This is a genomic window from Christiangramia sediminicola, from assembly GCF_031344135.1.
Lineage (GTDB): Bacteria > Bacteroidota > Bacteroidia > Flavobacteriales > Flavobacteriaceae > Christiangramia > Christiangramia sediminicola.
The window spans coordinates 597,824-623,220 of the sequence record NZ_JAVJIU010000002.1; the positions used below are offsets into that span (position 1 = coordinate 597,824).

23 protein-coding genes are annotated in these 25,397 nt (G+C 36.6%); 6 read left to right on the forward strand and 17 right to left on the reverse strand.

The genetic code is table 11. The annotated features are described in order from the left end of the window. Window positions 1–13 precede the first annotated feature (13 nt). Window positions 14–4,381, reverse strand: a complete 4,368-nt coding sequence (locus RE431_RS06680) for a translocation/assembly module TamB domain-containing protein (protein WP_309561191.1) — start codon at window positions 4,379–4,381, stop codon at window positions 14–16. Between the two features lie 130 nt (window positions 4,382–4,511). Here RE431_RS06680 and tsaD point away from each other — a divergent pair, with 130 nt between their 5' ends. The 6 genes from tsaD to RE431_RS06710 all read left to right on the forward strand — a co-directional run bounded on the left by tsaD (window position 4,512) and on the right by RE431_RS06710 (window position 9,713). Then, on the forward strand, window positions 4,512–5,534 hold the full coding sequence (gene tsaD, locus RE431_RS06685; RefSeq protein ID WP_309561192.1) for a tRNA (adenosine(37)-N6)-threonylcarbamoyltransferase complex transferase subunit TsaD: 1,023 nt from the start codon (window positions 4,512–4,514) through the stop codon (window positions 5,532–5,534). 1 nt (window position 5,535) lies between these two features. Then, the gene (locus RE431_RS06690) at window positions 5,536–6,249 is read left to right on the forward strand and encodes a 16S rRNA (uracil(1498)-N(3))-methyltransferase (protein WP_309561193.1); all 714 of its coding nucleotides are present in this window, start codon (window positions 5,536–5,538) and stop codon (window positions 6,247–6,249) included. Beyond that, window positions 6,249–6,899 carry a DUF4159 domain-containing protein gene (locus RE431_RS06695; protein WP_309561194.1) on the forward strand — a complete coding sequence of 217 codons (651 nt, stop codon included), beginning with the start codon at window positions 6,249–6,251 and terminating at the stop codon, window positions 6,897–6,899. Before RE431_RS06690 ends, RE431_RS06695 begins: the two co-directional genes overlap by 1 nt. Window positions 6,900–6,997: 98 nt before the next feature. Then, a complete protein-coding gene (locus tag RE431_RS06700; RefSeq protein WP_309561195.1) occupies window positions 6,998–7,420 on the forward strand; it encodes a TrmH family RNA methyltransferase in 423 nt (140 codons plus the stop codon). A gap of 12 nt (window positions 7,421–7,432) precedes the next feature. Further along, on the forward strand, window positions 7,433–8,521 hold the full coding sequence (locus tag RE431_RS06705; RefSeq protein ID WP_309561196.1) for an AI-2E family transporter: 1,089 nt from the start codon (window positions 7,433–7,435) through the stop codon (window positions 8,519–8,521). A 10-nt stretch (window positions 8,522–8,531) separates the two neighbouring features. Continuing rightward, complete coding sequence (locus RE431_RS06710) at window positions 8,532–9,713, forward strand: class I SAM-dependent methyltransferase (RefSeq protein ID WP_309561197.1); 1,182 nt, start codon at window positions 8,532–8,534, stop codon at window positions 9,711–9,713. Here RE431_RS06710 and flxY read toward each other — a convergent pair whose 3' ends face one another. From flxY to flxB, 16 genes are all read right to left on the reverse strand, one after another. Further along, window positions 9,714–10,988 (reverse strand): flexirubin biosynthesis putative acyl-CoA ligase FlxY, encoded by a 1,275-nt coding sequence (gene flxY / locus RE431_RS06715; RefSeq protein ID WP_309561198.1) that lies wholly within the window; start codon window positions 10,986–10,988, stop codon window positions 9,714–9,716. Between the two features lies 1 nt (window position 10,989). Continuing rightward, on the reverse strand, window positions 10,990–12,651 hold the full coding sequence (locus RE431_RS06720; RefSeq protein WP_309561199.1) for a C45 family peptidase: 1,662 nt from the start codon (window positions 12,649–12,651) through the stop codon (window positions 10,990–10,992). Further along, the gene (locus tag RE431_RS06725; protein WP_309561200.1) at window positions 12,652–15,642 is read right to left on the reverse strand and encodes an MMPL family transporter; all 2,991 of its coding nucleotides are present in this window, start codon (window positions 15,640–15,642) and stop codon (window positions 12,652–12,654) included. Next, window positions 15,642–16,847 (reverse strand): DUF2062 domain-containing protein, encoded by a 1,206-nt coding sequence (locus RE431_RS06730; protein ID WP_309561201.1) that lies wholly within the window; start codon window positions 16,845–16,847, stop codon window positions 15,642–15,644. Before RE431_RS06730 ends, RE431_RS06725 begins: the two co-directional genes overlap by 1 nt. Before the next feature lie 62 nt (window positions 16,848–16,909). After that, window positions 16,910–17,275 carry an ApeI family dehydratase gene (locus tag RE431_RS06735; protein WP_309561202.1) on the reverse strand — a complete coding sequence of 122 codons (366 nt, stop codon included), beginning with the start codon at window positions 17,273–17,275 and terminating at the stop codon, window positions 16,910–16,912. A gap of 28 nt (window positions 17,276–17,303) precedes the next feature. Beyond that, window positions 17,304–17,927 (reverse strand): flexirubin biosynthesis/transport protein LolA2, encoded by a 624-nt coding sequence (gene lolA2, locus RE431_RS06740; protein WP_309561203.1) that lies wholly within the window; start codon window positions 17,925–17,927, stop codon window positions 17,304–17,306. Beyond that, window positions 17,914–18,684, reverse strand: coding sequence for a polysaccharide deacetylase family protein (locus RE431_RS06745; RefSeq protein WP_309561204.1), 771 nt, complete (start codon window positions 18,682–18,684; stop codon window positions 17,914–17,916). Before RE431_RS06745 ends, lolA2 begins: the two co-directional genes overlap by 14 nt. Then, window positions 18,681–19,739: a beta-ketoacyl synthase chain length factor gene (locus RE431_RS06750; RefSeq protein ID WP_309561205.1), complete on the reverse strand. Its 1,059-nt coding sequence runs from the start codon at window positions 19,737–19,739 to the stop codon at window positions 18,681–18,683. The genes RE431_RS06745 and RE431_RS06750 overlap by 4 nt, the downstream gene beginning before the upstream one ends. Then, window positions 19,732–20,916, reverse strand: coding sequence for a beta-ketoacyl-[acyl-carrier-protein] synthase family protein (locus tag RE431_RS06755; RefSeq protein WP_309561206.1), 1,185 nt, complete (start codon window positions 20,914–20,916; stop codon window positions 19,732–19,734). The genes RE431_RS06750 and RE431_RS06755 overlap by 8 nt, the downstream gene beginning before the upstream one ends. Window positions 20,917–20,919: 3 nt before the next feature. Next, a complete protein-coding gene (locus RE431_RS06760) occupies window positions 20,920–21,177 on the reverse strand; it encodes a phosphopantetheine-binding protein (protein WP_108171490.1) in 258 nt (85 codons plus the stop codon). Then, window positions 21,170–21,775 carry a 3-oxoacyl-ACP synthase gene (locus RE431_RS06765; RefSeq protein WP_309561207.1) on the reverse strand — a complete coding sequence of 202 codons (606 nt, stop codon included), beginning with the start codon at window positions 21,773–21,775 and terminating at the stop codon, window positions 21,170–21,172. Before RE431_RS06765 ends, RE431_RS06760 begins: the two co-directional genes overlap by 8 nt. Further along, window positions 21,775–22,914 carry a beta-ketoacyl synthase N-terminal-like domain-containing protein gene (locus RE431_RS06770; protein WP_309561208.1) on the reverse strand — a complete coding sequence of 380 codons (1,140 nt, stop codon included), beginning with the start codon at window positions 22,912–22,914 and terminating at the stop codon, window positions 21,775–21,777. The genes RE431_RS06765 and RE431_RS06770 overlap by 1 nt, the downstream gene beginning before the upstream one ends. Continuing rightward, window positions 22,911–23,333: an acyl-CoA thioesterase gene (locus tag RE431_RS06775; RefSeq protein ID WP_309561209.1), complete on the reverse strand. Its 423-nt coding sequence runs from the start codon at window positions 23,331–23,333 to the stop codon at window positions 22,911–22,913. Before RE431_RS06775 ends, RE431_RS06770 begins: the two co-directional genes overlap by 4 nt. Then, entirely contained in the window at window positions 23,330–23,779 is a 450-nt protein-coding gene (locus tag RE431_RS06780; RefSeq protein WP_309561210.1) for a hotdog family protein, read from the reverse strand. The genes RE431_RS06775 and RE431_RS06780 overlap by 4 nt, the downstream gene beginning before the upstream one ends. 2 nt (window positions 23,780–23,781) lie before the next feature. Beyond that, window positions 23,782–24,660 carry an LpxL/LpxP family acyltransferase gene (locus RE431_RS06785; protein WP_309561211.1) on the reverse strand — a complete coding sequence of 293 codons (879 nt, stop codon included), beginning with the start codon at window positions 24,658–24,660 and terminating at the stop codon, window positions 23,782–23,784. A 4-nt stretch (window positions 24,661–24,664) separates the two neighbouring features. After that, window positions 24,665–25,396, reverse strand: coding sequence for a flexirubin biosynthesis SDR family reductase FlxB (gene flxB / locus RE431_RS06790; protein WP_309561212.1), 732 nt, complete (start codon window positions 25,394–25,396; stop codon window positions 24,665–24,667). Window position 25,397: the final 1 nt, after the last annotated feature.

Below are 25,397 nucleotides of genomic sequence, written 5' to 3' on the forward strand. Positions count from 1 at the left end.
AAATATTAAAATTCTAATTATCGTCGGCAGGTGTAAAATTCATGTAATCTGGCGCCATGGATTTTGCAGATTCTTTTCTTTCAATTTCTGAATTTGGATCTACTAACTCCGTATTGGCGATCTTTCTGATCAATTCTTTAAATGTGTCAAAATCTACATTATAAGAAAGTCCCACTCCCTGGGTAAAGCCGATCTCTTCACCAATGAACTGAATATTGTTCTCTCTATTAAAAACCTTTGCTCGGAGTGTTCCGTCTTCATTCAGTAAAAATTCGATTTCCAGATCACCAATAATAACAGACTCCGTAACTCCACCAATAGGCACCCCAACCTGGCCGTTGATGATCACTCGATCTGAAATTTGAGTAGATAAGGTTAATCCAAATCTATCTACAGTTTGTTGATCTGGTGTCCTGTCTCCCTGAACGTAATTCACTCCAACCTGGAATTTACCATCATCATCGGCGAAAATATCATTAACGATACTCGAAGCTCTTTCGGCTAAAGTCCCATAGATAGCAGCTCCACGCAGACCAAATTCACTATAAAAAGTACCTTGTGTAACCAGGAATAATGCCTGAAGCTCTGTAGTTGCTCTATCATCAATCCTATATTGCAACTCCGATTTTACAGTAGAACTTGCACTTGGAAAATCTATCTCGAAACCAATATCCGGTTGTTCAATGTCTCCCTGCAGATTAATTACCACATCAACCGGAATTTTACGATTTACAGAAGGATTTTCTAGTAATACTGCAGGGTTGGCGTTCAAGGAATAAACAGCGCTTACATCTAACTGAGCATCTGTTGGATCACCATCCCAATTGATACTTCCGCCAGATTCCACCGTAAATACTTTTTGAACCAGACCGGCATATTTAAAATTATAGACCCCTTCATAAACAATGAAGTCACCCCACATATTAAACTTTCCATTGGTGTTTATCTCCAGTAATAAGTTACCAGACCCACGACCACGCAGTGTACTACCGCTGGTTTTATCTACTACTACTTCTACTTCAGCATCATTGGTAATATCAAGATCAAAGATCATTTCAATTCCTTTAACCTCCGGAAGTTCTAATTCTTCACCTGCTAGTTTTGCAGCTTTCTCTTCCGGACTTAAAAACCTAATAAATGAATTATCACCTACAGATTCAGTGTCACTCAAAGGAATCTTAAACACAGTTCCTCTTTCGGTTGCTGCTGTAACGTCTATTACCAATTGGTCTGTAGGACCTTTGATACTCGCCTCTCCGTCTATGAATGCCGTTCCATAATACAAAGCATCTTCATCTGCTTCGGTATCGAGGACAAGCATTCTATTAGAATTAAGAGAAAGGTCCAGAAACCATTCAGAAAAATTGCGATGAGAAATGGTTCCATCCAGAACTCCACGAGTATTGAATTTTGTATCAACAATATTAATATTATCAAAAACGAACTGTTGTTTGGTTAAATTCACTTTTGCCCTATCCTGAAAATCGATATCCACATTGAGATATGGAATTCGTAAGCCGGCCTTAGTAAGGTCTAGACTTCCTGAAAAATCAGGATTTTTATAATTACCCGTTACAAACGCTCTTCCCGAGGCAAAACCTCTAATATCGGTAAGCACATCTGCCCCCAAAGCAGTAAAAATGGACATGTTGAGCTTATTGAGATTCACCTCGAGGTCTATTGCTGGTTCATTTCCGCTAACATTTATTCCTCCAATTGCTGAAAGGGATTCCAGGCCTTCCTTCTGTAAAACAGCATAAACCGAATAGTTAGTGAGATCTGTATTTCCTTTTACATCCATTTGAAGATTCCCCATATACGTATCATTCACTTCAAGAGAATCAATTTTCATATTAGTATTTGGAAAATAGGCACCGTCTTCCTGTAAAAGATCAAGATCTCCATTTAAGGTTCCGGCCAGATCGAGACTATCAAGATCAGGAGTAATCTTGCCAATATCCACATTTTCGAACTTCATTTTGAAGTTCTTATAGGTGGAATCCCGCATTTCACCACTCAGCCTAATTTGCTCGTTTTTATGGCTCATCACCAGGGAATCTATTTGAAGATCCCTGAAATTATTATCAAATATGATCTTATTACTCCTATTGTCTTCTTCATTAAGGAACCAGACATTTTCCTTGAATTTAAAATCTGATTGCTGAATTCCCACCACAGATTTATTGTTCTCGTTGATCGTATGGAAAAGATTCAGGTTAAATTCATCATTATTCTTACTTCCTCCTTTAAATTCTGAACGAATAAAAAGTGTATCTCTTTGCGTAACATTAATGAAACTGAATTCAGAAAAATTATAAAAATCGGTGGCAACACTATCGGCTTCAAAATAAGTATTATAGATAGGATTGGTATTATCTACCTGAAGATTGATCTCCTCGATCATATTGTCAAAAATGTCAATTCGAGGGGATTTAAAAGTGAGGCGAAATTCAGATTCATCAGATTCTACTCTACCACGAATAAAGGTATTTGGGGCCAGTTCAATTTCAGGATAGAAAACTTCCACGATCTGATTATAAATATCAAAATCAAACTCCATGTATTGATTCGTTGTGATCGTTCTGGGCTTGTAATTGGTATAGATCGAACCAATTGAATTTTCAACCAAGGCTCCAACTTCATTCAGTTTAAAAATACCAGTTACTTCCCCATTGATCACATCTGGAGAATTGATAGTTATTGTTCTAATAGGACCTTCAAAACTAGAGGCGATGCTCAGATCATCGAAATAATAAAGATCATTCTGGTTTTTATACGAAGTGTTTAGAAGCAAAATATTTCCGAAGGCGTTATCGATATTAGTTCCTTTCATGTTCATGATCACATCTCCTTTAAAAACTGAAATGCTATCACGGTTCACAAAATTTAACTCATTTAAATCTGCATATTCTACGGAAGCTTCAAAATCATAAACATTAATATCTTCTGAAACATCAGCCAGTCCGTTGAATTCCATCTGAAGATTTGGATCGTTTGAAACGAAATAACCGTTAAACAAAGGATTCCGAAGATTTCCAATTACCCGAATATCAGAATATGTATAATTATTGAACGTAAGTTTAGAAATGGAACCCTTTAATTGGGTATTCAGATGTTCACGATCAAAACCACCACCATCAAAATCAATATTAAAACTAGTTTTACCAAATTGTGGATTATTGATCAGCTTTCCAAGATTGAAGTTCTTGAAGACTAATTTTCCTTTATAGTTAGACCTCGAAGAGCTATTAAAATTTTTCAATACAAAATCGGCATTTGCAGATCCTAACTGACTACTCAAATAAACATCGGCGTCCAGGGAAGTTTTGGTCACATAGGTATTACCTTTCATATTCACACTTCCAAAATCACGAAGATTTTCAGGTAATTTTCCTAACAAAGCGCCAGGAAGAAAGTTTACCATATCGTAATAGTTGGTATTGAAATCTGAATAACTTCCATCGAAACTAAAATCATCGGGATTGTCTGAAAATGAACCTTTCACCTGAAATTCGCCGTAGATCTCTGTTCTATCAAATCCCTGTAACCGGAAATCTGCCAGATGAAAATCATTTAAAGTACCAGTAAGTTTAGTTTGAAATTTCAGGAGTTGATCATCGCCAAAGCCATCATAGAAGGCCTTTAGATCATTACTCGATAAGATACTTTCTCTGAAATTTGCCTCCACCTGCACCAGGTTCTCAAAATCTGAAAAGTCTGAAAGTTCATAGGTAAAATAAAGATCTGCATCTACTAATGAACCTGGAGTTTGCAAGGTCATATTTACCAGATTCATTTTATTTGGGTCGTAATGAAATTGAGTGGCAAGGTTGTCAATTTCAATTCCGCGATGCTCATAACCTTTTAAACTACCTATATCAATATCTATATTCTCATCATCTATCTGTAATTCATTTGCAAAAATGCTGAGGTTATCAACCACCACAACATCCTGTTTGTCCAGGTTTTCGTCGATATAACTATACCTGCTATTCAGTATCTGAACATTTTCAGCATGAAGTTCAAAATGAGAGGAATCTCCTGTAGGTTCTTTTCTAAGCTTTTCAATAAGAATTCCGAGATTATCTTTATCCTCGTTCTTATATCTCCGCATATGCATGTTAAGGCCATCAATACGGGTATCGCCTAGATTGGGTGAATTGTTAATAAGATTGGTGAAACTTATAATGGAAGATCTAATCTCTCTTGCAGTTAATAAGGTATCTGCATGATGATCTTCAACATAGATCTCGTTAAGTTTAATATTTCCGAAATAGCCAATAGAGACACGACCAATAGATAGGTTTACATCATTCTTCTCACGCAAGGAATCAGTAAGTCTTTTAGCTACAGAAGTTTGAACTGCAGGAATAGAAAACACTATCAATAAAATTATGAATAACAAAACGAGGGCAACCAGCGTTTTAGTTAGTATTTTCCAGAATTTTTTGATACGTTATTATGTTTTAACTTTGCGTCTAATTTACAACTTCTAAGTCCAATAATTTCTGATGCCAGATCAAAAAATCAACATTCTTGCTATTGAATCTTCCTGTGATGATACAGCTGCTGCTGTACTTTGCAACGGAAAAATCCTTTCTAATATTGTTGCAACTCAGGCAGTTCATCAACAATATGGAGGAGTAGTTCCCGAATTAGCCTCAAGAGCACATCAACAAAACATTGTTCCTGTGATCCATCAGGCACTTGCGAAGGCAAATATCGATAAAAAAGATGTTTCTGCAATTGCCTTTACACGTGGTCCCGGATTGATGGGTTCTTTGCTGGTAGGAACTTCTTTCGCCAAGTCTTTAGCTATGGGATTAGACATTCCTTTAATAGAAGTAAACCATATGCAGGCACACATACTGGCTCACTTCATAGAGGAAGACGGATTTGACAAACCTGAATTTCCTTTTTTAGCAATGACCATTAGCGGAGGTCACACGCAAATTGTAAAGGTTTCAGATTATTTTGAAATGGAAGTCATTGGTGAAACTATGGATGATGCCGTAGGAGAAGCTTTTGATAAAAGCGCAAAAATCCTTGGCCTTCCATATCCAGGAGGACCGCTTATAGATAAATATGCCAAAGAAGGAGATCCAAAAGCCTTCAAATTTCCAAAACCGAAGGTTGATGGTTTAAATTTCAGTTTTAGTGGGTTCAAAACCGCAGTGCTTTATTTCGTTCAGAGAGAAACTAAAAAAGATCCTGATTTTATTGAAAAGAATCTCAAGGACATCTGTGCTTCCATTCAATATACAATCATTGGTATATTGGTAGATAAACTCAAGAAAGCTGTAAAAGAAACCGGTATCAACCAGGTTGCTATTGGGGGCGGTGTTTCGGCAAATAGCGGGATTAGGCAGGCGCTTAGAGATGCTGAAACAAAATGGGGCTGGAAATGTTTTATTCCTAAATTTGAATATACAACAGACAATGCGGCGATGATCGGAATTGCAGGATATCATAAATTTCTGAAGGAAGATTTTGCAGACTTTTCTGTTACCGCCCAATCCAGATATAAAATTTAATATGCAGTTATTCTTTAATCCTAATATTTCTGAAAAAGATGAACTGGTTACTTTTCCCAGAGATGAGAGCAAACATATTGTCAAGGTTCTTCGAAAAAAAGAAGGTGATTTATTAAATATCACTAATGGGAAAGGATTATTATTTTCCGCGGAGATCATTCAGGCAGATATTAAGCAATGTGTAGTTAAGATATTATCGTTTGAGAAGCAAGCCCCTCCGCCCTATTATCTGCATATGATCGTTGCTCCTACCAAGATGAACGATAGATATGAATGGTTTCTGGAAAAAGCTATGGAAATAGGAGTTCACGAGATCACACCGGTAATTTGTGATCACAGTGAAAGAAAAGTAGTGAAATTAGAGCGTTACGAAAGAGTGTTGCTAAGTGCTATGAAACAATCGCTTCATTTAAGTTTTCCAGTATTAAATGAACCGGTTAACTTCAATGAATTAATGGATCGTGACCTGGAAGGCGCTAAAATGATCGCTCACTGTGAAGATGTAGCGGAAAAACCATATCTTCAAAAGAAAGTATATTCATCGCAAAAAGTTAATATTTTAATTGGCCCGGAAGGTGATTTTAGCCCGGAAGAAATTGAATTAGCTTTGAAAAATAAATGGGATCAAATTAGTTTAGGTGATAGTCGCTTAAGGACAGAAACGGCGGCAATCGTAGCCTGTCACACCGTTGCAATGAAAAACCAGGAATTATAATGAACCATTTCAAGCTTCCATTATTTTTATTTTTTTTGATTATTGGATTCGTAATTCATGCACAGGAAATTGCGGTACTCAAATATAATGGAGGTGGCGATTGGTATTCAAATCCAACAGCATTACCTAACTTAATTAAATTCTGTAATTCAAATATTAATACCAGAATAGATACGAAGCCACAAACTGTGGAACCTGGTAGTACTGATATCTTTCAATACCCTTTTGTGCATATGACGGGTCATGGAAATGTGATCTTTAGTCCTGATGAAATTGAGAATCTTAGAAACTATTTGCTTAGTGGCGGCTTTCTACATATTGATGATAATTATGGAATGAATGAATATGTAAGAAAGGAGATCAAAAAACTTTTTCCAGATAAGGAATTAACTGAAATAGCTTCTAATCACCCGGTATTTTCAATTGCCTATAAATTTCCAAATGGACTTCCAAAAATTCATGAACATGATGCCCAACCTCCGCAGGCATTTGGAATCTTTGAAAAGGACAGACTGATCCTATTGTTTACTTTTGAAAGTGATCTTGGTGATGGCTGGGAAAGTGCTGAAGTTCATAATGATCCTGAGGAAGATAGACTTAAAGCCCTTAAAATGGGTGCAAATATTATCAAATACGCCTTCGAGAATTGATAGATCAACTTACACACAACGAATCCAACTTTCAAAAAAAAGAATTTCCCATCCTCCTCTTACTGGACAATATAATTGGTGAAGCAAATTTAGGTAGCATGTTGAGACTAGCCGATGCTTTTGGAATTCAGAAAATAATTTTCTGCGGAAGTGAACCCAACTTAAAAAGTAACCGACTTAAAAGAACTGCTAGAAACACTCATAATACCGTAAACTTCGAGTTTGAAGAAGATTCCGTAGAATGCGTAAATAAATTAAAAAATCAAGGTTATAGAACTGTTGCCATTGAAATTACTTCTACAAGTCAATCTATAGAAAATTTTGTTTTAGAAAATGAGAATAAAATTTTGCTAGTCGCTGGAAATGAAAGACATGGAATTAGTGAAGAGGTGCTTGGTCTATGTGAAGATTATTATCATATCGAAATGTTTGGCGAAAATAGTAGTATGAATGTGGCACAGTCTGTTGGAATCGCGTTATATGAAATTACTAAAGCATTCAACAAGTTTGATAAGAAATAATATATTTACGCTGTGAAAGCACACGATTTTGCAAATGGAATTCTAAGAGCGACAGGTATCATGATTGGTATCGTACTTCTGCTCTATTTTTTATGGGAAGTACAATCTGTTATCGTTTATGTAGCGGTAGCGGGAGTGATCGCACTTATTGGAAGACCAATTGTGATTTTTCTTCGGAACAAACTTCGCTTTCCAAACCAGATCGCCGTAATCACAGTGCTCGTGATGGTCCTTGCTATTTTTGTTGGAGTGATATTCGTTTTTGTTCCAATCATCATTGAGCAGAGTAAATACCTGGGACAGATAGATATCGAGGCTTTTAAGAGCGATTTGAACGACTTGAACCAGCAGGTGAACAATTACCTTGGAGTTGAAGAGATCAATATCATTGAAGGCCTTAAAAGAAGCGAGTTTATTAGAAACTTTGATGTAAGCCTGATACCACAATTTCTGAATAATGTATTCGGTATTCTGGGTGCTACATTGGTTGCTGTATTTTCTATATTATTCATTTCCTTCTTCTTTTTAAAGGACAGCAAATTAATGCTGAATAGTATCTTGGTTTTTGCTAACCGAGGAGAAGAGCAGAAATTCCAGAGAGTTTTCAACAAAATTAAAGTTCTCCTATCAAGATATTTCGTTGGTTTAACCATGCAGATCGCAGTCTTGTTCGTTTTATATACGATTCTGCTATCAGTATTCGAGATCAATAATCCCATCGCAATCGCCTTTATCTGCGCATTTCTAAACCTTGTGCCTTATCTGGGACCATTACTTGCAGGAATACTAATGGCATTATTTGTAATATCAAGCTTCCTTGGTGCCGACTTTAGCAGCGTCATTCTGCCAAGATTGATCTATGTAATGCTTGGATACGGTATTTGCCAGTTGATTGATAATTTTATCTCTCAGCCAATGATATTCGGTGCCAGTGTGAAATCCCATCCATTGGAGATCTTCCTGATCATTTTAATAGCTGGACTTATGTTCGGAATTACAGGAATGGTTGTGGCTGTACCTTTTTACACAGCCCTTAAAGTTATCGCTAAAGAGACTCTAAGCGAATATAAGATCGTAAAAAGACTTACCAGAGACCTTTAAAATCAATAGTATGCTGAATAAGGCACTCCTTGATCCTGAAGTTTCAAAATTCATCAGGGATAATCGTAAAAAGGATTTGCCATCGCTTATTCTCAAGGGAAGTCCGTTTCACAAAATAAGCATACAGGAAATCGCAATACAGATCAAAGGCCTAAAGGTTGCAGAGAAGAAATTTCCAGAATTTTATAAGAATCCGAATATCCTCTATCCGCCAAAACTTAATCTTGAGCAGACATCTTCTGAAATTACCGCAAAATATAAGGCATCTCTTGTCGAAGGCGATAATGGAATAGATCTAACCGGCGGAATGGGAATTGACACTTATTACCTTTCTCAGAATTTCAAAGATTTCACCTATTGTGAGCTGAATAGTGACCTAGCACTAGTCGCCGAACATAATTTTAAAGAGCTTAAGACGAAGAATATTTCGGTGAATAGTGGTGATGGTTTACAAATACTGAAGAAAAGTACTAGAAGATTCGACTGGGCCTACGCCGATCCGGCTAGAAGAGATGATGCCGGCGGAAAAGTTTTTAAATTTGAGGATTGCGAACCGAATATTCCTGAAAACCTGGATTTGATTTTTAGTAAGTCAGGTAATTTGATGGTGAAAAGCTCTCCTATTCTTGATGTTACTGCGGGAATAAATGAATTACAACACATAAAAGAAGTTCACATAGTTGCGGTTAGAAACGAAGTGAAAGAACTGTTGTGGATACTAGGGAAGAATTACAGCGATGAACCTCTTATCAAAACCATTAATTTTGAAAAAGATGGAATTCAGGAATTTTCAGGAGATGATTATTTGACTGATGATCCCACAGAATTTAGCCTACCGGAAACTTATTTATATGAGCCAAATGCTGCTATAATGAAAAGCGGACTTTTTGATTCTATAGCTGTTAAAACAAACACCAAGAAGCTTCATCAGCATTCTCATTTATACACATCAAGAGATCTAAAAAAATTTCCTGGAAGAATTTTTAAAATTATTGAAATAAAGCAATTTAAACCGTCAGAATTAAAGCGATACTTTAAAAATAAAAAAGCGAATATAACTATTCGTAATTTCCCTGATTCAGTTGAAAATATTCGAAAAAAGTTCAAGATCAAAGATGGTGGTAGTGAATATATTTTCTTTACCACAAACATCTATGATGAGAAGATCATTATAAGCTGTAAGAAGGTTTAATTATCTAAGATCTCTAAAAACCTGTGGTTTCCTGCTTGCTTTAGAAAACCTAAGTTTTCGTAATTCATCCAAACCAATTCTTTTTATATCGAGGCTCACATTTAGATTAGACCTGAAATAATCCTTTAATTCTTCAATTTCAGTAAATGAATCCGGGACTAGAACCTGAACCTGATCATTCCTAAGATCATCCAATCGAGCTTCGATCACGAAAGAGTCCATCTTGCCATAAGAATTCAGGACTTCTATGATATGCTGCGGATAAAGACTAGTGCCTTTCAACTTGATCTTTTGTTGTTTTCTACCTATTACAGGACTCAACCTGATGGTATTCCTACCACAAGTACAGGTTCCTTCGTAATAAGTAAGCATATCACCTGTAGCAAATCGCAATAATGGCATAGTCTCGGTTCCTAAAGGAGTGACTACTAATTCCCCGGTTTGCCCAGGCTTCACCTGCTTACCATTTTCGTTTAAAACTTCTATATAAATAAGATCGGATAAAACATGATTCCCTTTATGCTCAGTACATTCAGTAAATGCCGTAGACATTTCGGTTGAAGCGTAAGTTGAGAAAAGTTCAATATCCCATTTCTCAGTGATCTTTCTGCCCAGTGCATTAAGATCAAAATCCTGATCTCTTAAGGGTTCTCCAATACATATTGCAGCCTTGATTGAGGAGTTCCTGAAATCGATATTATTATCTTCAGCAAACTGGATCATTTTAATTAGGAATGAAGGTACAGCTACCAGGTAATTAGGTTTAAACCTCTCAATACTTTCCCATTGCAATTGTGGCAAACCACTACCCGTTCTAATAATTCCTGCGCCTAATTTTCTTAAACCTAAGAAGTAAGCTAAACCCGCCATAAACCTTCTATCCAGCGTGGTAGTGATCTGAACTTTATCTGCTTTTGTTAATCCAGTCAGCTTAAATGAACGAAATTCATTTTCAGCTAGTCGGTCAAGATCGGCATTATTCAGGGCAAAATTCACCGGACTACCAAGTGTACCAGAAGTAGTCACATAATCAATAATATCTTCTTCTGGAACTGCTATGAAATCCTCATTACTACCTTGCAGGTCTTCTTTCGAGGTGATGGGTATTTGATGAAGGTCTTCAAATGATTTTATGTCATTAATATATATTGACTTCTCTTCAAACAATCGCTGATAATAAAGAGAATTGGCAGCACTATATTCCAGCTGTTTTTTTAGCAATTCCCATTGCGCAGCTTTTAAATATTCGAAATTATGGAAATATAATTCGCTCATATTATAATTTACGGTAGCTTTTTTTGATCATTTTATTTAATAACTCCAGATCTGGAACGGTGGTTACCTCTCTCCTCCTGGCCTGTTTGAAATGAATGATCGCATTCTTATAATCCTCATGTTGATAAAAAATCTTCCCGGCGAGAAACCATGCTTCCCAGAAATCTGGATTTAATTGAACCAGCCTTTCTGCTTTTTCTTTTTCAACGATTTCTTCTTTAGAAAACTGTTCATTTACTTCAATCTCCAATTTTCTGAATTCTTCATACTTCCTGAAAGAGTCTGTCTGAAGAAATTCACTTTCCGGAATATTCAATTCGTCATCTGCGACCGAATTTGAAACCAGTCCATTTTCAAACTTTTTAAAGACTTCATCCAGATCGTAGGCAACAAATTCGCCCATTTGGTAGGGATTTGAAGAAACCCATACCTTTCGTTTTTCAGGTTTAAATATAATACCGTGATGTGCAAGCAACTGATTTATCGCCTTTTCATTGCCATAACCAATTTTGTCCTCTTTTATCCCTTCTGTATTTCTAAGAATAGAAACTGCTTTTTCTGGATCAAGCTTTTCTGTTTCAGAAACCAGTTCTGACATTCTATCATAGCGATATTTAGAATGGCTTTCTTCAATCGCCTTTAAATTTCTTTTATCATCAAGGTACGGCTCACTTTGGAAATGATTGCTACAAATCAGCTGATCTGAATTTTCAACTTCATAAACCCCAAAATTTGCTGGTGAAACCTCTATAAGAATTGCTTTCTTTTCATCACCGCTTCCAACCATAATAGATTCAGAAACAAAAACCTCTCGTTTTCTAGCGATTTCTATAGCTTCAGTTGTAGTAGATGCATATTGCAGAATTTCACGAGCCAGTAAACTAATTGGAGTTTTAGCCATAAATGGCATTTTCGATTTTCCGGCATTAATCGTGACAGTGATCCCTTTTTCATTCATTCCGCTTACCGCACCTATCATTCCGCCCCAGGTATACATCATGAATTTATTTCCGGAATCCGGATTTACAAAGGCGGCAATCTTCTGTTCCCCAAATTCGTCTCCGGCATAAAAATCAAAATTTCGCCCAAGAAGCAATTCTCCATCTTCGGTTTTCGAATCCCATGCAGCAAAGGATGTACAGCCAACGAGCATTAGATCTTGTAAGGCATGCCCAATATCATGAGCTCCGTGAAAATAAAGCATCCTAACGTATCCTGGAGCAAATTCATCATAACGCTCTAAGCCATAGCGAGAAACACCGTAAATCTCCTGTTTATACTCTTCAGGGACATGCAAATACATTTTTCTATTGAACCAGGAAACGACAGATTTCAAAAACCCACGATAATTTTCTGAAGGCACCATTTCCTGAAGCTTATTCATAAAAGCGATTTCCTGATGATGGATAAGCTCTCTGGTAAGATTTCCGTTAGCGACCCCTCGCTCCAGAGCATCACCTTCTAAATAAAGTTCCCAGATACCCTGCTTATTTTGATAAAGCTTATTTTTACCAAGGCTATAAAAGGTCTCGCTATGTTGAAATCGCGTAGTATCGATCTTTTCGATTCCTGAAATATCTGGCCTTTGTTGCATGGCTTTTTTTACGCCGCAAGAAGCCAGGCTGGCAAAAAGAAATAATATTAGAAGAAACCTATTATTCATCTATTCAGCTTTTCTAAAGACCATTATATTATTTTGACGGTAAATAATCTCGAAATTAAGATCAAGCAGCCACCTGTTCGGGAAATCAGAATCTATAAAGATCACCTTCTCTGCTTTTCTCTGGATAATGTCTTTTAGCATTTTTTCCTGTTCGAAATTTCCATGGATCACATAAACTTTGGTTTCCGGAAGATTTTCCAGTTCATTATAGAACTTGATTTCTGAAGTCCTGCTTCTACCAGTGCTTTTAGCGATATTCATAGAATCCATATCAGATTCAAAAGCATGGATCTTAGAAGTTTCAAATTTATAAGATAAGAATAGAGGAATAATTCCGTAACCTGAATTGATCACCGTAATACTTTCCCCATCCTCAATATACCTGCTTATTCTTAGATTTTTCTCCCTTACAATTCTAAATCTTTTTTTCACCAAAGAATAAGATGATTTATATCGAAAATTATCCATAACGGCTCTTTTACGATATAGTTTTTCACTTTCACTCTGACTAATCCTTCCTTTATAATCCCCAAGTTTTCTCAAATATAACGGCGCCTTACCGCTATTAGTTCTATTCAATATCAATTTCCTGAAAATCGCTCTCTGAATAACAAAACTCACAGCAACCGCAGTTATAACTCCGATTATTGAAACGACCGAAACAGATCTCAAAGCCGGATGCTGAGCAAATATTAAAGCTCCCATTCCTAATAAAGTTGTGATCACTGAAATTAGAATCGAGGTCTGGTAAGTTTTCAATTCATAATTTCCGGTTTCATATTCGTTCAGACAGGCATTGGTAATAAAAATACTGTAGTCCAGGCCTAATCCAAAAATGAACGTTGAGATGATAATATTCAGAATATTGAATTCAATATCCAGCATTGCCATGATTCCCAACGCACAGATCCAGGTTATAGCAATTGGCAATAGAGTGAAAAGGCTAATTTCCAGGTTTCGATAAGAAATCAATAAAACGATAAAAACCGCCAGGACAGAGATCATGATCAGTTTATTAAAATCTGCTCTTAGATTTCCCAGGAAACTCTGGTTCATAGCTTTTCGATCTAAAGCGAACACCCCAGTTTCATCCTCGAAATTCGATATGAATTCGTCAGATTTCTCCTCCTCCAAGCTAACAGTGCTAGTAACGGTAGCGAGTTCTTCTCCATCAGAAATAAAATCGTCGAGGTATAATGAACCAGCGTTTTTATAATCGTTGAGTCCGATAGTTTTGAAATCTGTGTTTAGTTGATCGTAGAATTTATCGAAAGTTTCAGGCCTAAAACCATATTCCGAAGAGACACTTATCAGGTCTGCCTTTGTGCTATCCTTTCTTGATTCTAACCAAAAAGAGTCCCAGTTTTCGATCTTTTCTGCCTGAGTAGTCGTAGAATGGATCACTCCGCCAATACTACTGAAATTCTTAATGAGACCATCATTTTCGTATACCTGAAGGCGCTGATACAACTTAGAATTCTGTTGTAAGGCCTCATCTACAGTGTTTCCGTATGCAACCATATAAACACTTTTGCCCGATCTACCGGCAAGGGCTTCAAGCTCTTTTTCCAGCTTTTTTATTTCAGAAGGCTTATAATTCAATTTAGAAAGGTCATTATTGAATTCAACCTTATTGAAAAAGAATATCGACACGATAAACACAGCGACCACCCCAATTACCAAAGGTCTAAGCTTGGAATAATCAACAGAAGCAATTTTATCCAGAAAAGTACTCTTCTCAGCTTTTTCAGTTCCCGGATTATAAAAAACAGGAATTAAAGTGAGGGCAAAAACTGAGGATAATAAAACACTTATTGCAGCAAAAATCCCAAGATCGTTAAGAGCCTCGCTTTGCACAAAGATAAGACACAAAAAAGCAATGGCCGTTGTGATACTGCTCATCAAAACAGGCTTGGTAATATCGCGATACAAATGCTTTACATTCCGGTTATTTCTGAAATGCGTTAAAATATGCAACGCATAATCCAGGGTGACACCCAAAAGAATAGCACCAATTCCTAAAGAAATCGCTGAAACACTTTCTTTGAAAATGCTAAGCACTGCGATCGCTGACACTCCGGCCAGCATGCTGGGAAGGAATAATAATAACGGAACGTAAATCTTACGGTAAAAAAATATCAGTAAAAGTAATAACAGACTTATTGCGATTCCCATAGTAAGCTGAATATCACTTTTGATTCGATTTGCATTGGCCAAAGAATACAAAACACCTCCAAAGTAACTAGCCTTTACAGTTGAATAACTTTGGTTCAATCCGTCAACAGTAATTTGAAGTGAATCTATAAATATCTGGTTCTGATTAGTTTCAGAAGCAGGAAATTTGGGATCCAGGAATAGAATGATATTTTTCTTATCCTTCGTAACCAGGTAGTTCTTATAAATACTAAAATTATCGCCTACTTGTAATTCCTGAAGTTTAGCAAGCCCCAGATTAGTAAAATTCAAAGGGTCACTCAAAAAGTAATCCTTGGTAACAAAGCCTGTTGGTGACATCAATTGTCTGTATCCGGAGGCTATACGATCATTAATACTATCACGGTAAAGTCTGTTTTCAATTTCTGAATAATCTGATTCATCCAGAAAAATGGGGAGATTTCCATAAACGAAATTATAGATCTGCTTGATGTCTTTTTCTGGAACTTTCCCTTTAATCTCAAGGATATAATCTGCATAATCTTCTTCAAGAATATCAGTAAATTCATTCGCATAAAGCACGAGAGAATCGGGGTTTACTTCTTCAGATTCCGCAGAAATACTAACTATGAGCTTATCTGAAAAATCAGTTTCCTTCAAGATCTTCTTTAGCAATTGCTGCTTTTCCCCAGATGGAATAAGCTTTGTAATATCCTCCTCAAGATTGATATTCCAGGCAAAAAATGAAATGAAAATGGTATACGCAAGCAGTATGGAAAAACCGATGATCTTATGGTTTTTCAGATAACTGAAAATATTGTAGAAAGCTTTGTGCATTAAGGTTTGACCACCTGCTTTTGGTTAAAGACCGAAAATAAAAAATAAAATACAATCCAAAGACTAATTGCCATGACAATCGCCAGGGCGAAACTTCCCATAATGTATTGCCATAGGCCCATAAAAACATCGGTACCAGAATCGAATTTATGAAGTTTAAGATCCCAATCGAAACCCTTTCCTGTGATCAATGATCCAGCCTGATAGCTGGCGTAAATTATAAAAGGTATTAAAGGCGGTATGCTTATATTGGAGAATAAGAAGGCTATAACCTTATTTAATCTAAAAACAGCGGCCAGCGTAAAAACCAGTAAAGTATGGATTCCCCAGAATGGTGAGATACCAACGAAAATACCTAAAGCAATAGCAGCTGCCTTTTTATGTGGTGGTTCCTGACTTTTAATAATATCTTCTCTCCAGAATCTTTTGAAACCTTTATTCTTAAAATCCTGGTATTTATTTCTTGGATGGATGTAAAAGAAACTTACCAACACGAACCACATATAAAGCAAAACAATTCTTACTATATCCCAGAAAGGCCTGAAATGAGTAACTCTTTCCCCTTCCTGGTAAAGCACTTTAATAGGAATATTCCTGACTTCTGCTTTTTTCCAGGCTGCTTTTACCAATACCTCAATTTCCAGTTCGAATTTCCAGGTGATTAGTTTAAGAGAATTGATCAGTTTTACCGGGTAAAGTCTGTATCCACTTTGGGTATCATAAAGCTCTATTCCCGTAACAACGAGAAACCAGAAATTTGAAAAGCGGTTACCTTTACTGCTTTTTCCTGGAATACCATCACGCCCCATATTTCGGTCACCAACCAGTAATAATTCAGCATCCTCCTCTTTCTTCGATTCCAATTCTGTGAGAAAAACATCAAGATCATCTGGATAATGTTGACCGTCAGAATCTATGGTAATGGCATAATCATATCCTAATTCATCGGCATAGCGAAAACCAGTTTTTAGAGCCATCCCTTTTCCTTTGTTTTCAGCATGAAGTTTATGATGAAATTTAGGATGCTGCTCAAGAATTTCAGCAGTCGCGTCGGTTGAACCATCATTAATAATGATAATGTGATTCGTATACAATTTCAGATCGGCTAAAAAACTATCAAGAGAATGCGCATTATTGTAGGTAGGTACAATCACGCAACATTTAAGATCTTCAAATCTTCTTTGAAAAACCGGCTCTTTTTTCACTCTGAAATCATTTACTGCAAAAGTATTATTTATTCAGCGAGAAACATAACAAGAACAAAGAATTAGCAGGCTTTAAATAGGGAGCTGATCTTTAAAACGATACCGTTCTTATTCTTCGCCACTCCCCTAAGTTTTATGAATTCACCTGTTTCGGTAAGATTTGATTCAAGAATAAGTTCATTATCCTGAGTAGGATCAAAAACAGCGGTAAATTTTACGTTATCGGCTCTAACCAGTTGAAGTTTTTTATCGAAGATCCTTTCAGCATCTTCTTTGAAAAGTTGCATGAGAACAACACCTGGCGTAACGGGTCTGCCCGGAAAATGGCCTCTGTAAATATCGTGATCCTTATTTACCTTTAAAGTAGTAATAGCATCATCCCCCGCCAGCGCGGTATTTGATACCTCATAAAAACCTTCCAAAATCATAAATAAAATTTAGAAAGAGCAAGATAGTTTAGTTTTGAAAAACTGAAGAAGGAATCGGCTGATTAATTTTGATATTCTTCATTGAGATCTCGGTATAATCTCCAGATGGATCTATAAGTCTCACAGATCTAATAAGAAGCTCCGGATTAAAATTGATCCAGATTTCCTTGAACATACCTCGAAGACTATCATCTTTGGGAATAATAAGTGCTTTCACATTTTCACCGGCATGATGATAAGTTATATCGAAATCCTTATCGGCCATCAGGATCTTGCCGTTCACGCTTCCGGCTACCAGCTCTCCCATTTTATCAAAAAGCTTATTGGAAGTAAGATCGACTTCTGAAAGTTGGCCTTCTTCTACAATAAATAATTTTGAATCCTTAAAAAGCAGCTGATAATCATAAGGGCTTGTATATTCCCATTTTAATGTATTTGGAGATTTATAATACACCTTGCCTTCACTTTCGGGACTACCATCCATGGTTTTCATGTGTTTCTTCTGAGAAAATTCAGCAGAGAAACTATTAATATCGTTCGATTTTTGGATGACACTGGCCTTAAAAGCCTGCTTTTCGGAATTATTTAAAGTACCATTCTGAGCCAGCATGTTAATGCTGAAAAGGAATATGCAAAGTTTAATTATACGCATGAATATCAAATAATTTATCGGCTCTAACAATGCCGATTTTTCGTTGCTTTAAAATAACCAATAACTGTTCCAATATAGGCGCCGTATTAGGCATATTATCGTGTAAAAGTATCACGTCTCCCCTATTAATCTTTTTTGTGATTCTCTGCAAAATCTTTTCTGGAGATTTAGTGATGGCGTCATAGGGTCTGATATTCCAGCCAATCACCTTATGTCCTGTCTTGCTCAATGCTCGTTGAGTTTTAGGGTTTATGATCCCAAAAGGCGGCCGAAATAAATTCATTTTCACTTCTCCTATTTCATCAGCGATCTCATCGCATTTTTTGATCTCATTAAGAATCGTACGGCTTCCGAGGAAACCCATTTTTCGAGTGTGTGAAAAAGTATGGTTACCTACGATATGACCTCTATTTATAACCTCTTTAAATATTTCAGGATGTTCTTTGATCTTTCTGCCAATACAAAAGAAAACTGCTTTTGCATCATACTGATCTAATATATCAAGAATTTTCAAAGTGTTTTCATCTGGCCCGTCATCAAAGCTTAGAGAAATCACATTCTGAGAAAAATCAGGGTTTTTATTATAAGCTTTTACAAAAAAATTAAGCTGAACATTCGTAGAAAGAATAAGAATCAAAATAGCGTAAACCAATATGATCAAAAGAACTGGCCAGAAAGGCCATAATTGAAAATAGAAAAGCAGGATCGCTGCGAGTACAGCAATTGCAAAAGAGATTTTAATCAGTTTAAAGATCAAAGGCTTTGTAAAAGAATTAATCCGTGATTTTTTCCCAGATACTGATTGTAGATCAGGATATTTCTGGGATTATCGCAATTTAAAGTATTCAATTTAAATATTTCAGGAATATTTTTTTCTTTCAGAATCTTTGAAGCCAGCCAGAATGCATAAGATGAAACAGCATTATTTTCTCCTACAAGATGTTTAAATCCAACTTGCAATTTCCCAGAAAATATACCTTTTTGCAATTCTTCATAATAATTATCGAAGCGTATATCTCCATTCTTACCTAACATGATCACATCAATTTCTGAAACTGAAAGATCATTTTTTTGCAGAAACTTAGTTACGTATGCTTCCATTTCTGAAACCTCCATCGAATTTATGATCTCCACATCTTTCAGTTCAGCGTACGGAGCTGAAGATCTCTCTGTACCTAAGGAAAAGAAAGCTGCAGTTTCTGAAATGATCGTTCCAAGAGATTCAGATTTAAAAAGATCAGTATTTCTAATATCTTCAGATTTTATCTGACCGTCAAGCTTCTGAAAGCCTGTAAATTCAGGGGATGTTTCATCTACGCCACCCACCAGAATATTCTGAACATCTTCTTCCTTTACCTGAAGTAAAGCATCTATTAATGCACTTTCAAAAGAAACTGAATTCTGCGTAAAAGTCATATTGTGGCCCTTACAATTCAAATCCAGTGCGATCTGTCCACCAACAGTGTTATGGGTTGACTGGATGAAAGAAGTTGGACTCAACAGACCTTCTTCTGAATCCAGCATGCTAGTCATAAACTTTTCGGTGTCCTGCATACATCCCTGCCCGGTCCCGACTAGGATAACATCTGGCATTTCAATCCCGGCTTCTTGCAAAACCTTTTTTGAGCAAAAAAGACCCATTTTAACCGCTTTGGACATCCGCCTGAGCATCATTGGCTTTATGACAGACTTATAATCTTGATCTAATGCAGGTAAAATATTTTCATTATAAACCTGAGGTTCTTCTCCTTTAAAAATGTTTTCAGACTGAGAAGAAATGGATGATATGCCGTTGATATAGATTCTACTCATCCTTCTGAAAGATTAGAGAGGTACAATTTCCTCCAAATCCAAAGGAATTTGAAAGCACCGTTTTAATTTTTCTATTTTGAAAGTTAGTTACTGGTTTTAAACCTGTCTCGCTCATTTCTGAATGAAAATTCAGGTTCGGATAGATTTCTCCATTCAGGATAGAAAGCAAACTGAAAATCGCTTCTACTGCTCCGGCAGCTCCGAGAGTATGCCCGGTAAAAGCTTTGGTCGAACTGAATTCAGGCAAAGTTTCATTAAAAACTCTTTTTAATGCCACACTTTCGGAAAGATCGTTATTATTTGTACCGGTGCCATGAGCATTGATATAATCTATTTCACTCATCGAAATATTGGCTTTCTTTAAAGCTTTAGAAATTGCTTTAAAAGCACCTTCTCCATTTTCCGAAGATGCCGTTTGATGAAATGCATCATTTGCATTCCCATAACCTATCACACGACCTAAGATCTTCTTTTCCTTTGTGTATTCATCAGCTTCAAGCAATAAATACCCAGCAGCTTCTCCAAGATTAAGCCCGTCACGATCATTATCAAATGGACGATTCTTGTTTTGAGAAAGGATCTTTAGAGAATTGAATCCGTTCAAGGTAAATTTTGTAAGGCAATCACTTCCTCCAACAATCACTCGCTTTAATTTACCAGATTCAATTAACTGAGCTCCCATCATTATGGCATTAGCAGAAGACGAGCATGCTGTACTTATGGTTGTGACCATCCCCTTCAGCCCAAAATATTCTGCTATTTTTTCAGTAGTAAAACCCGGATGTTGGGCCTGGATATATTTTCGATATTCAGGACCGTCCTGGTAATCGTTGAAATGTTGTTCTGTTTTATCTATACCGCCAACACTGGTTCCCGAAATAAAACCGGTGTTTTCAGGAAAATGATCAAAGCCGGAATTTTTAAGTAGCTCCTTTATCGCAAAAACAGCAAGTAGAGATGCTCGAGTATAAGAATGACTTTCTGGTAATTCCAGAGTAGCAGATAATTCAGAATTTGATAATTTGATCTCGCCTACCGGTAAATTGGTATGGTTGGTCTTAAGAATTTCAGGTAAAGAAATTCCGTCATTCCCATTTTTAAGAGCCGAATGGGTTTGTTCCAGATTCCTACCAATAGCAGAAATAATTCCCATCCCGGTTATGGCAACGCCTCTCATATATTACCTGGTCCTGTTTTTCTCTATAAAATCGGCCATGGTATTAATAGAATTAAAGATCTCTTTGCCCTGATTAGGATCGGTTAATTTAATGCCGTAATCCTTCTCAAGAAGCACTATAAGTTCAAGCGCATCGATACTATCAAGACCTAAACCATCTCCAAAAAGATGTTCATCATTCTCAATTTCACTCACCTCCATATCTTCAAGGTTAAGTTGTTCGATAATGCTTTTTTTTAATTCGGTATGCAGGTCACTCATGTGTAGGTAAGTATAATTTCTTTAGCTCCTCTTCGTTAAAATCGGTTCCGCCGCTAAGGGCAATCTCCCACAAAAATACATCATATTCATTATTGTGCAAGTTAACCCAACCACAAAGCACGTTTTCCACTTTTCCCTGTTGAAATAAAGTCCTGGAATAATCTATAAAAAGGCTTCCATCAAATTCTTCGGAAACAAGAAAAATGTTTTCAGATCTAAGCTGATGCCTGATGCTGATTTCTCCCAGCATTATATTCGGTAAAGTATAAACAAAAAGTGAAGGCGATGGAAATTCTTTCATGGAATCTGCATAAGCAGAATCCGTCTCAAGGCTGGAAGCTGAATTGGCAAAGACAAGCGCCGTTTCTTTATCCTGAATATTCCCTGAAGTCAATATCTCTACACCTAAATAACCCAATTTTGAAAGGGCATCCATTTTGAAGAATTTGGGATATTTAAGCTCCTGGTCTTTATAAATACTTTTCAAAAATTTGGATAGACTTAAATCTTCATTATTTCTAAATACAAGTTTCTTATTTCTGAAAACCTTTGATTCTCGAATAATAACTGATTTTTTTATGAATAGCTTCTGCTTCATTATCTATCTTTTTTCAAAAGCATTGCCAGGTTACAGCCTCCAAAGCCGGAAGCAGTTTTTAGAGCAATTTCCAGTTCTTCGGATTTATTTTCCCTAATGATATTCAATTCCTGTGAAACTCCGGAATCGGTATAATTAAGCGAGGTATATAATTCATTATTCAGCAGACTATGTTTGGTGATAACAGTTTCGATTAAGGCTGAAGTTCCCAAAGTATGCCCGTAAAATCCTTTTAAACTATTTACCGGAACATGACTTAATTCAGCACGATTAAAAGCAATGGCTTCCATTTCATCATTATAGATCGTGGCAGTACCATGAGCTGATAGATAATTTATCTCTTTTGCCTCAATTTTATTTCTATTCAATAATCTGGAAATACTTTGAAACAGGCCCTCGCCTGTTCTACTGGGACCGGAAATATGGTTTGCATCGTTGGCCGTAACGGCATCAATATATTCCACTTTTTCTCCGGATTCTAATGCTGAAGGTCCAACTAAAACTGCTGCAGCAGCTTCTCCCAGACTCACTCCTTTTCTGTCGCTGGAAAAAGGTCTGCAAGGTTGATCGCTTATTGCCTGAAATGACTGAAATCCTGAAAGAACAAAATCTGAAACCAGATCTCCTCCGGCTACGATCGCGTATTTAAATCTTCCAGCGGCAATAAGATCGTTCGCTGTTTTAATTGCAAGTGCACCTGAAATGCAAGCGTTGGAAACTACATCCGGTTTTTTATTGATTCCAAAGAAATCAGCGATCACTTGCGCCATTTTCCAGAGAAAAATTCGATCTGGTGAAAATTGTTCTTTTTCCAGTTGATCAATATTTCCTTTAGTCGTAGAAACTACGAGACCGGTTTCAGATAAATCTAGATTTGGGTATTGATCCAGCACTTGATTGACAGACAGGATCATTAATTTCTCCAATTTGGTATAGGAAAAAGGATTTCCTATCGTATTGAATTTTTCATCAATTATTTCATTATCAAAAAGACTCGCATAATATCCATCTTCAAAAAACCTTGAGTTATTTTGAAGTTTTAATGCCGATTCAGAATTACGAATAGCCTTAAGATTTTCTTCGGTAGTAAATCCTAAAGGAGAAATTATTGAATCGCCTAGAAGATAGTTCATGCTCATTTAATCAATCCCATTTTCTTTTTCCAATCTAAGAAAAACGATGGATTGTTAAGGACCAATTCAGAATTATTATCAGTAAATACCTGGATGGTCTCTCCTGTACAAATTAATTTTCCTGAATTGAAGATCTTATAATGGAAGATAATTTTGGCAGCTTCAGAATTGATAAAAGTAGTTTCAACTTCAAATTCATCTCCATACTTCAGTGGAAATTTGTGTTCGCATGAAGTTTTGACGATAGGCGTGGCGAATCCATTCTTTTTTGCATCTAAGTAGGAAATTCCATGTTTCTTGCTGAATTCCTCTCTGCCTTCCTCAAAATATTTAAAATAGTTCCCGTGCCATACGATCTGCAAGGGATCGCACTCGTGGAAACGAACTTTTAATTTGATGGTTGATTTCAACGCAGATTTACTCATTCTACGGTAACAGTTTTCATTTCTGAAGTGGCAATCACCTGCCCCAATTCATTTTCGGTTCTGGCGGAAACTGAAGTCACATTCATGATCTCATGGAGGATCTCTACATAAGTTTTTAATTTCTCACCTACTTCTGGTAATCCAAAAATTTCTACCGTTTTTATAACTCCAATAAATCCTGTTTTAGGTTTTGTTTGTCCGCTTAACGAACCCTGATACCCACGATGCAAAGACATACTTTGTGCCATATGTTCAATTAATCCGCTTTCAGCAAGTTTATTTTCATCCAAAAGTACATGTCCTGCCGGCACCGTAAAACCTGTAACTCCGGTAAGGTTAGTATATTCATAAAGCGTATCCACCAATACAAAAGGTTCTTTCTGCGGAATAAGGTTAATGATCTCCTCATGAGAGGTAATAGGATGATGCAATAGGTTTTCTGCCATAATTAACTAAAGTCGTTCCAGTAATCGTAGTAATTGTACCACTGATGAGGATATTTTTTTACCATATTTTCAAGATCGTCAAGATAAGATTTTAATATTTCCTGAGCAGTGAACTCAGAAGGTTTATATGGCCTGGCATAAAAATGATAATGAAAATTCTTTTCTCTCATTAAATGAACGAACAACACCGGGATCTGGTTTCTACTTGCAAGTTTGAAGGGTCCTTGCGGAAACTTAACCTGTTCTCCTAAAAACTCTGATTTGTATGTTTTGGAATGTTTTAAATACCGGTCGGCTGCAAAAACAAGTAATTCATTATTGGCCAGGGCTTCTTTCATAAAGAAAATATGGCTAAGATCATCTTTCAGAACTATGATTTTCACTTCTGACGTCCCGGTTACTGATTCCAAATAATTTTTGATCTGGCGATGTTCGAAGTCTGTAACAACAAGATTTACAATAGCATCTGAATGTCGCTCTTCAAAAAAATGTTTTGCAAGGTTAAAATTGCCAATATGTGCCGTTAACAAAATCCCTCCTTTTTTCTGATTAAGAAGCTCCTCGATATGTTCTACTCCATCAAATTCAAAAGTAAACTTATGTTTTAACCCACTCGTGATGGCTATCCTGTCCAGTTGAATTCTCCCGAAGGTAAAATAACTGCGATACACATTAAATGCTGCACGAATTGGGTAATAACCTAACCGTTTTTTAAAAAGATAATAAGTGCTTTTGGTAGATGTAAAGGAAAAGAAAATGAAATATAGTGCTACAAAAAGAAGTACGAAATATGCTGAATAAAGCCCGGCCTTTTTGATAATTTGCACATAGATCTTGAAGCCTAAAAGTGTACCTCGCGATTTTCCCTTCCATGTTGCCATAGATCTATGAATATAATCCTCCGTTAATATTGATCACTTCACCGGTGATATAAGATGATTTCTCTGAAGCCAGAAAACTTACCAGGTTGGCCACTTCTTCAGCCTCACCAAATCGATTTAAAGGAATATGCTTTTTTAGCTCATTCTCATCAAAATCCCTGGTCATATCTGACTGAATAAAACCAGGAGCGACGGCATTCACCGTAACTTTTCTTTTACCTATCTCCTGAGCAAGAGCTTTGGTAGCCGAGATCATAGCGCCCTTGGCAGCAGAATAATTCACCTGGCCGGGATTACCTTTTAAACCGGAAAGCGATACGATATTGATCACTCGCCCATACCTCGCGCGAAGCATGTCTTTTAGAACTGCTTGTGTAACGTTATAAAAACCCTTCAGACTAGTGTCGATCACAGAATTCCATGATTCCTCATTTGTAAAAATGAAAAGACCATCTTTAGTAATGCCTGCGTTATTTACCAGAATATCGATTTTTGCTTCGGGATGATCTGCTTTCCATTTTTCAACAGCTTCCTTAACTGATTTATTATCGGAAACATCAAATTTTAAAATATCACAGGTAACTCCATATTTTTCAATTTCCTTCTTCGTCTCTTCCGCAGCCTTTGTGTTTGAATTGTAATTTAAAAGAATATTACAACCTAATTCTTCTGCAAGTTTTAAGCAAACCGCTTTTCCAATTCCTCTTGAACCTCCCGTTACTAATGCGTACTTCATA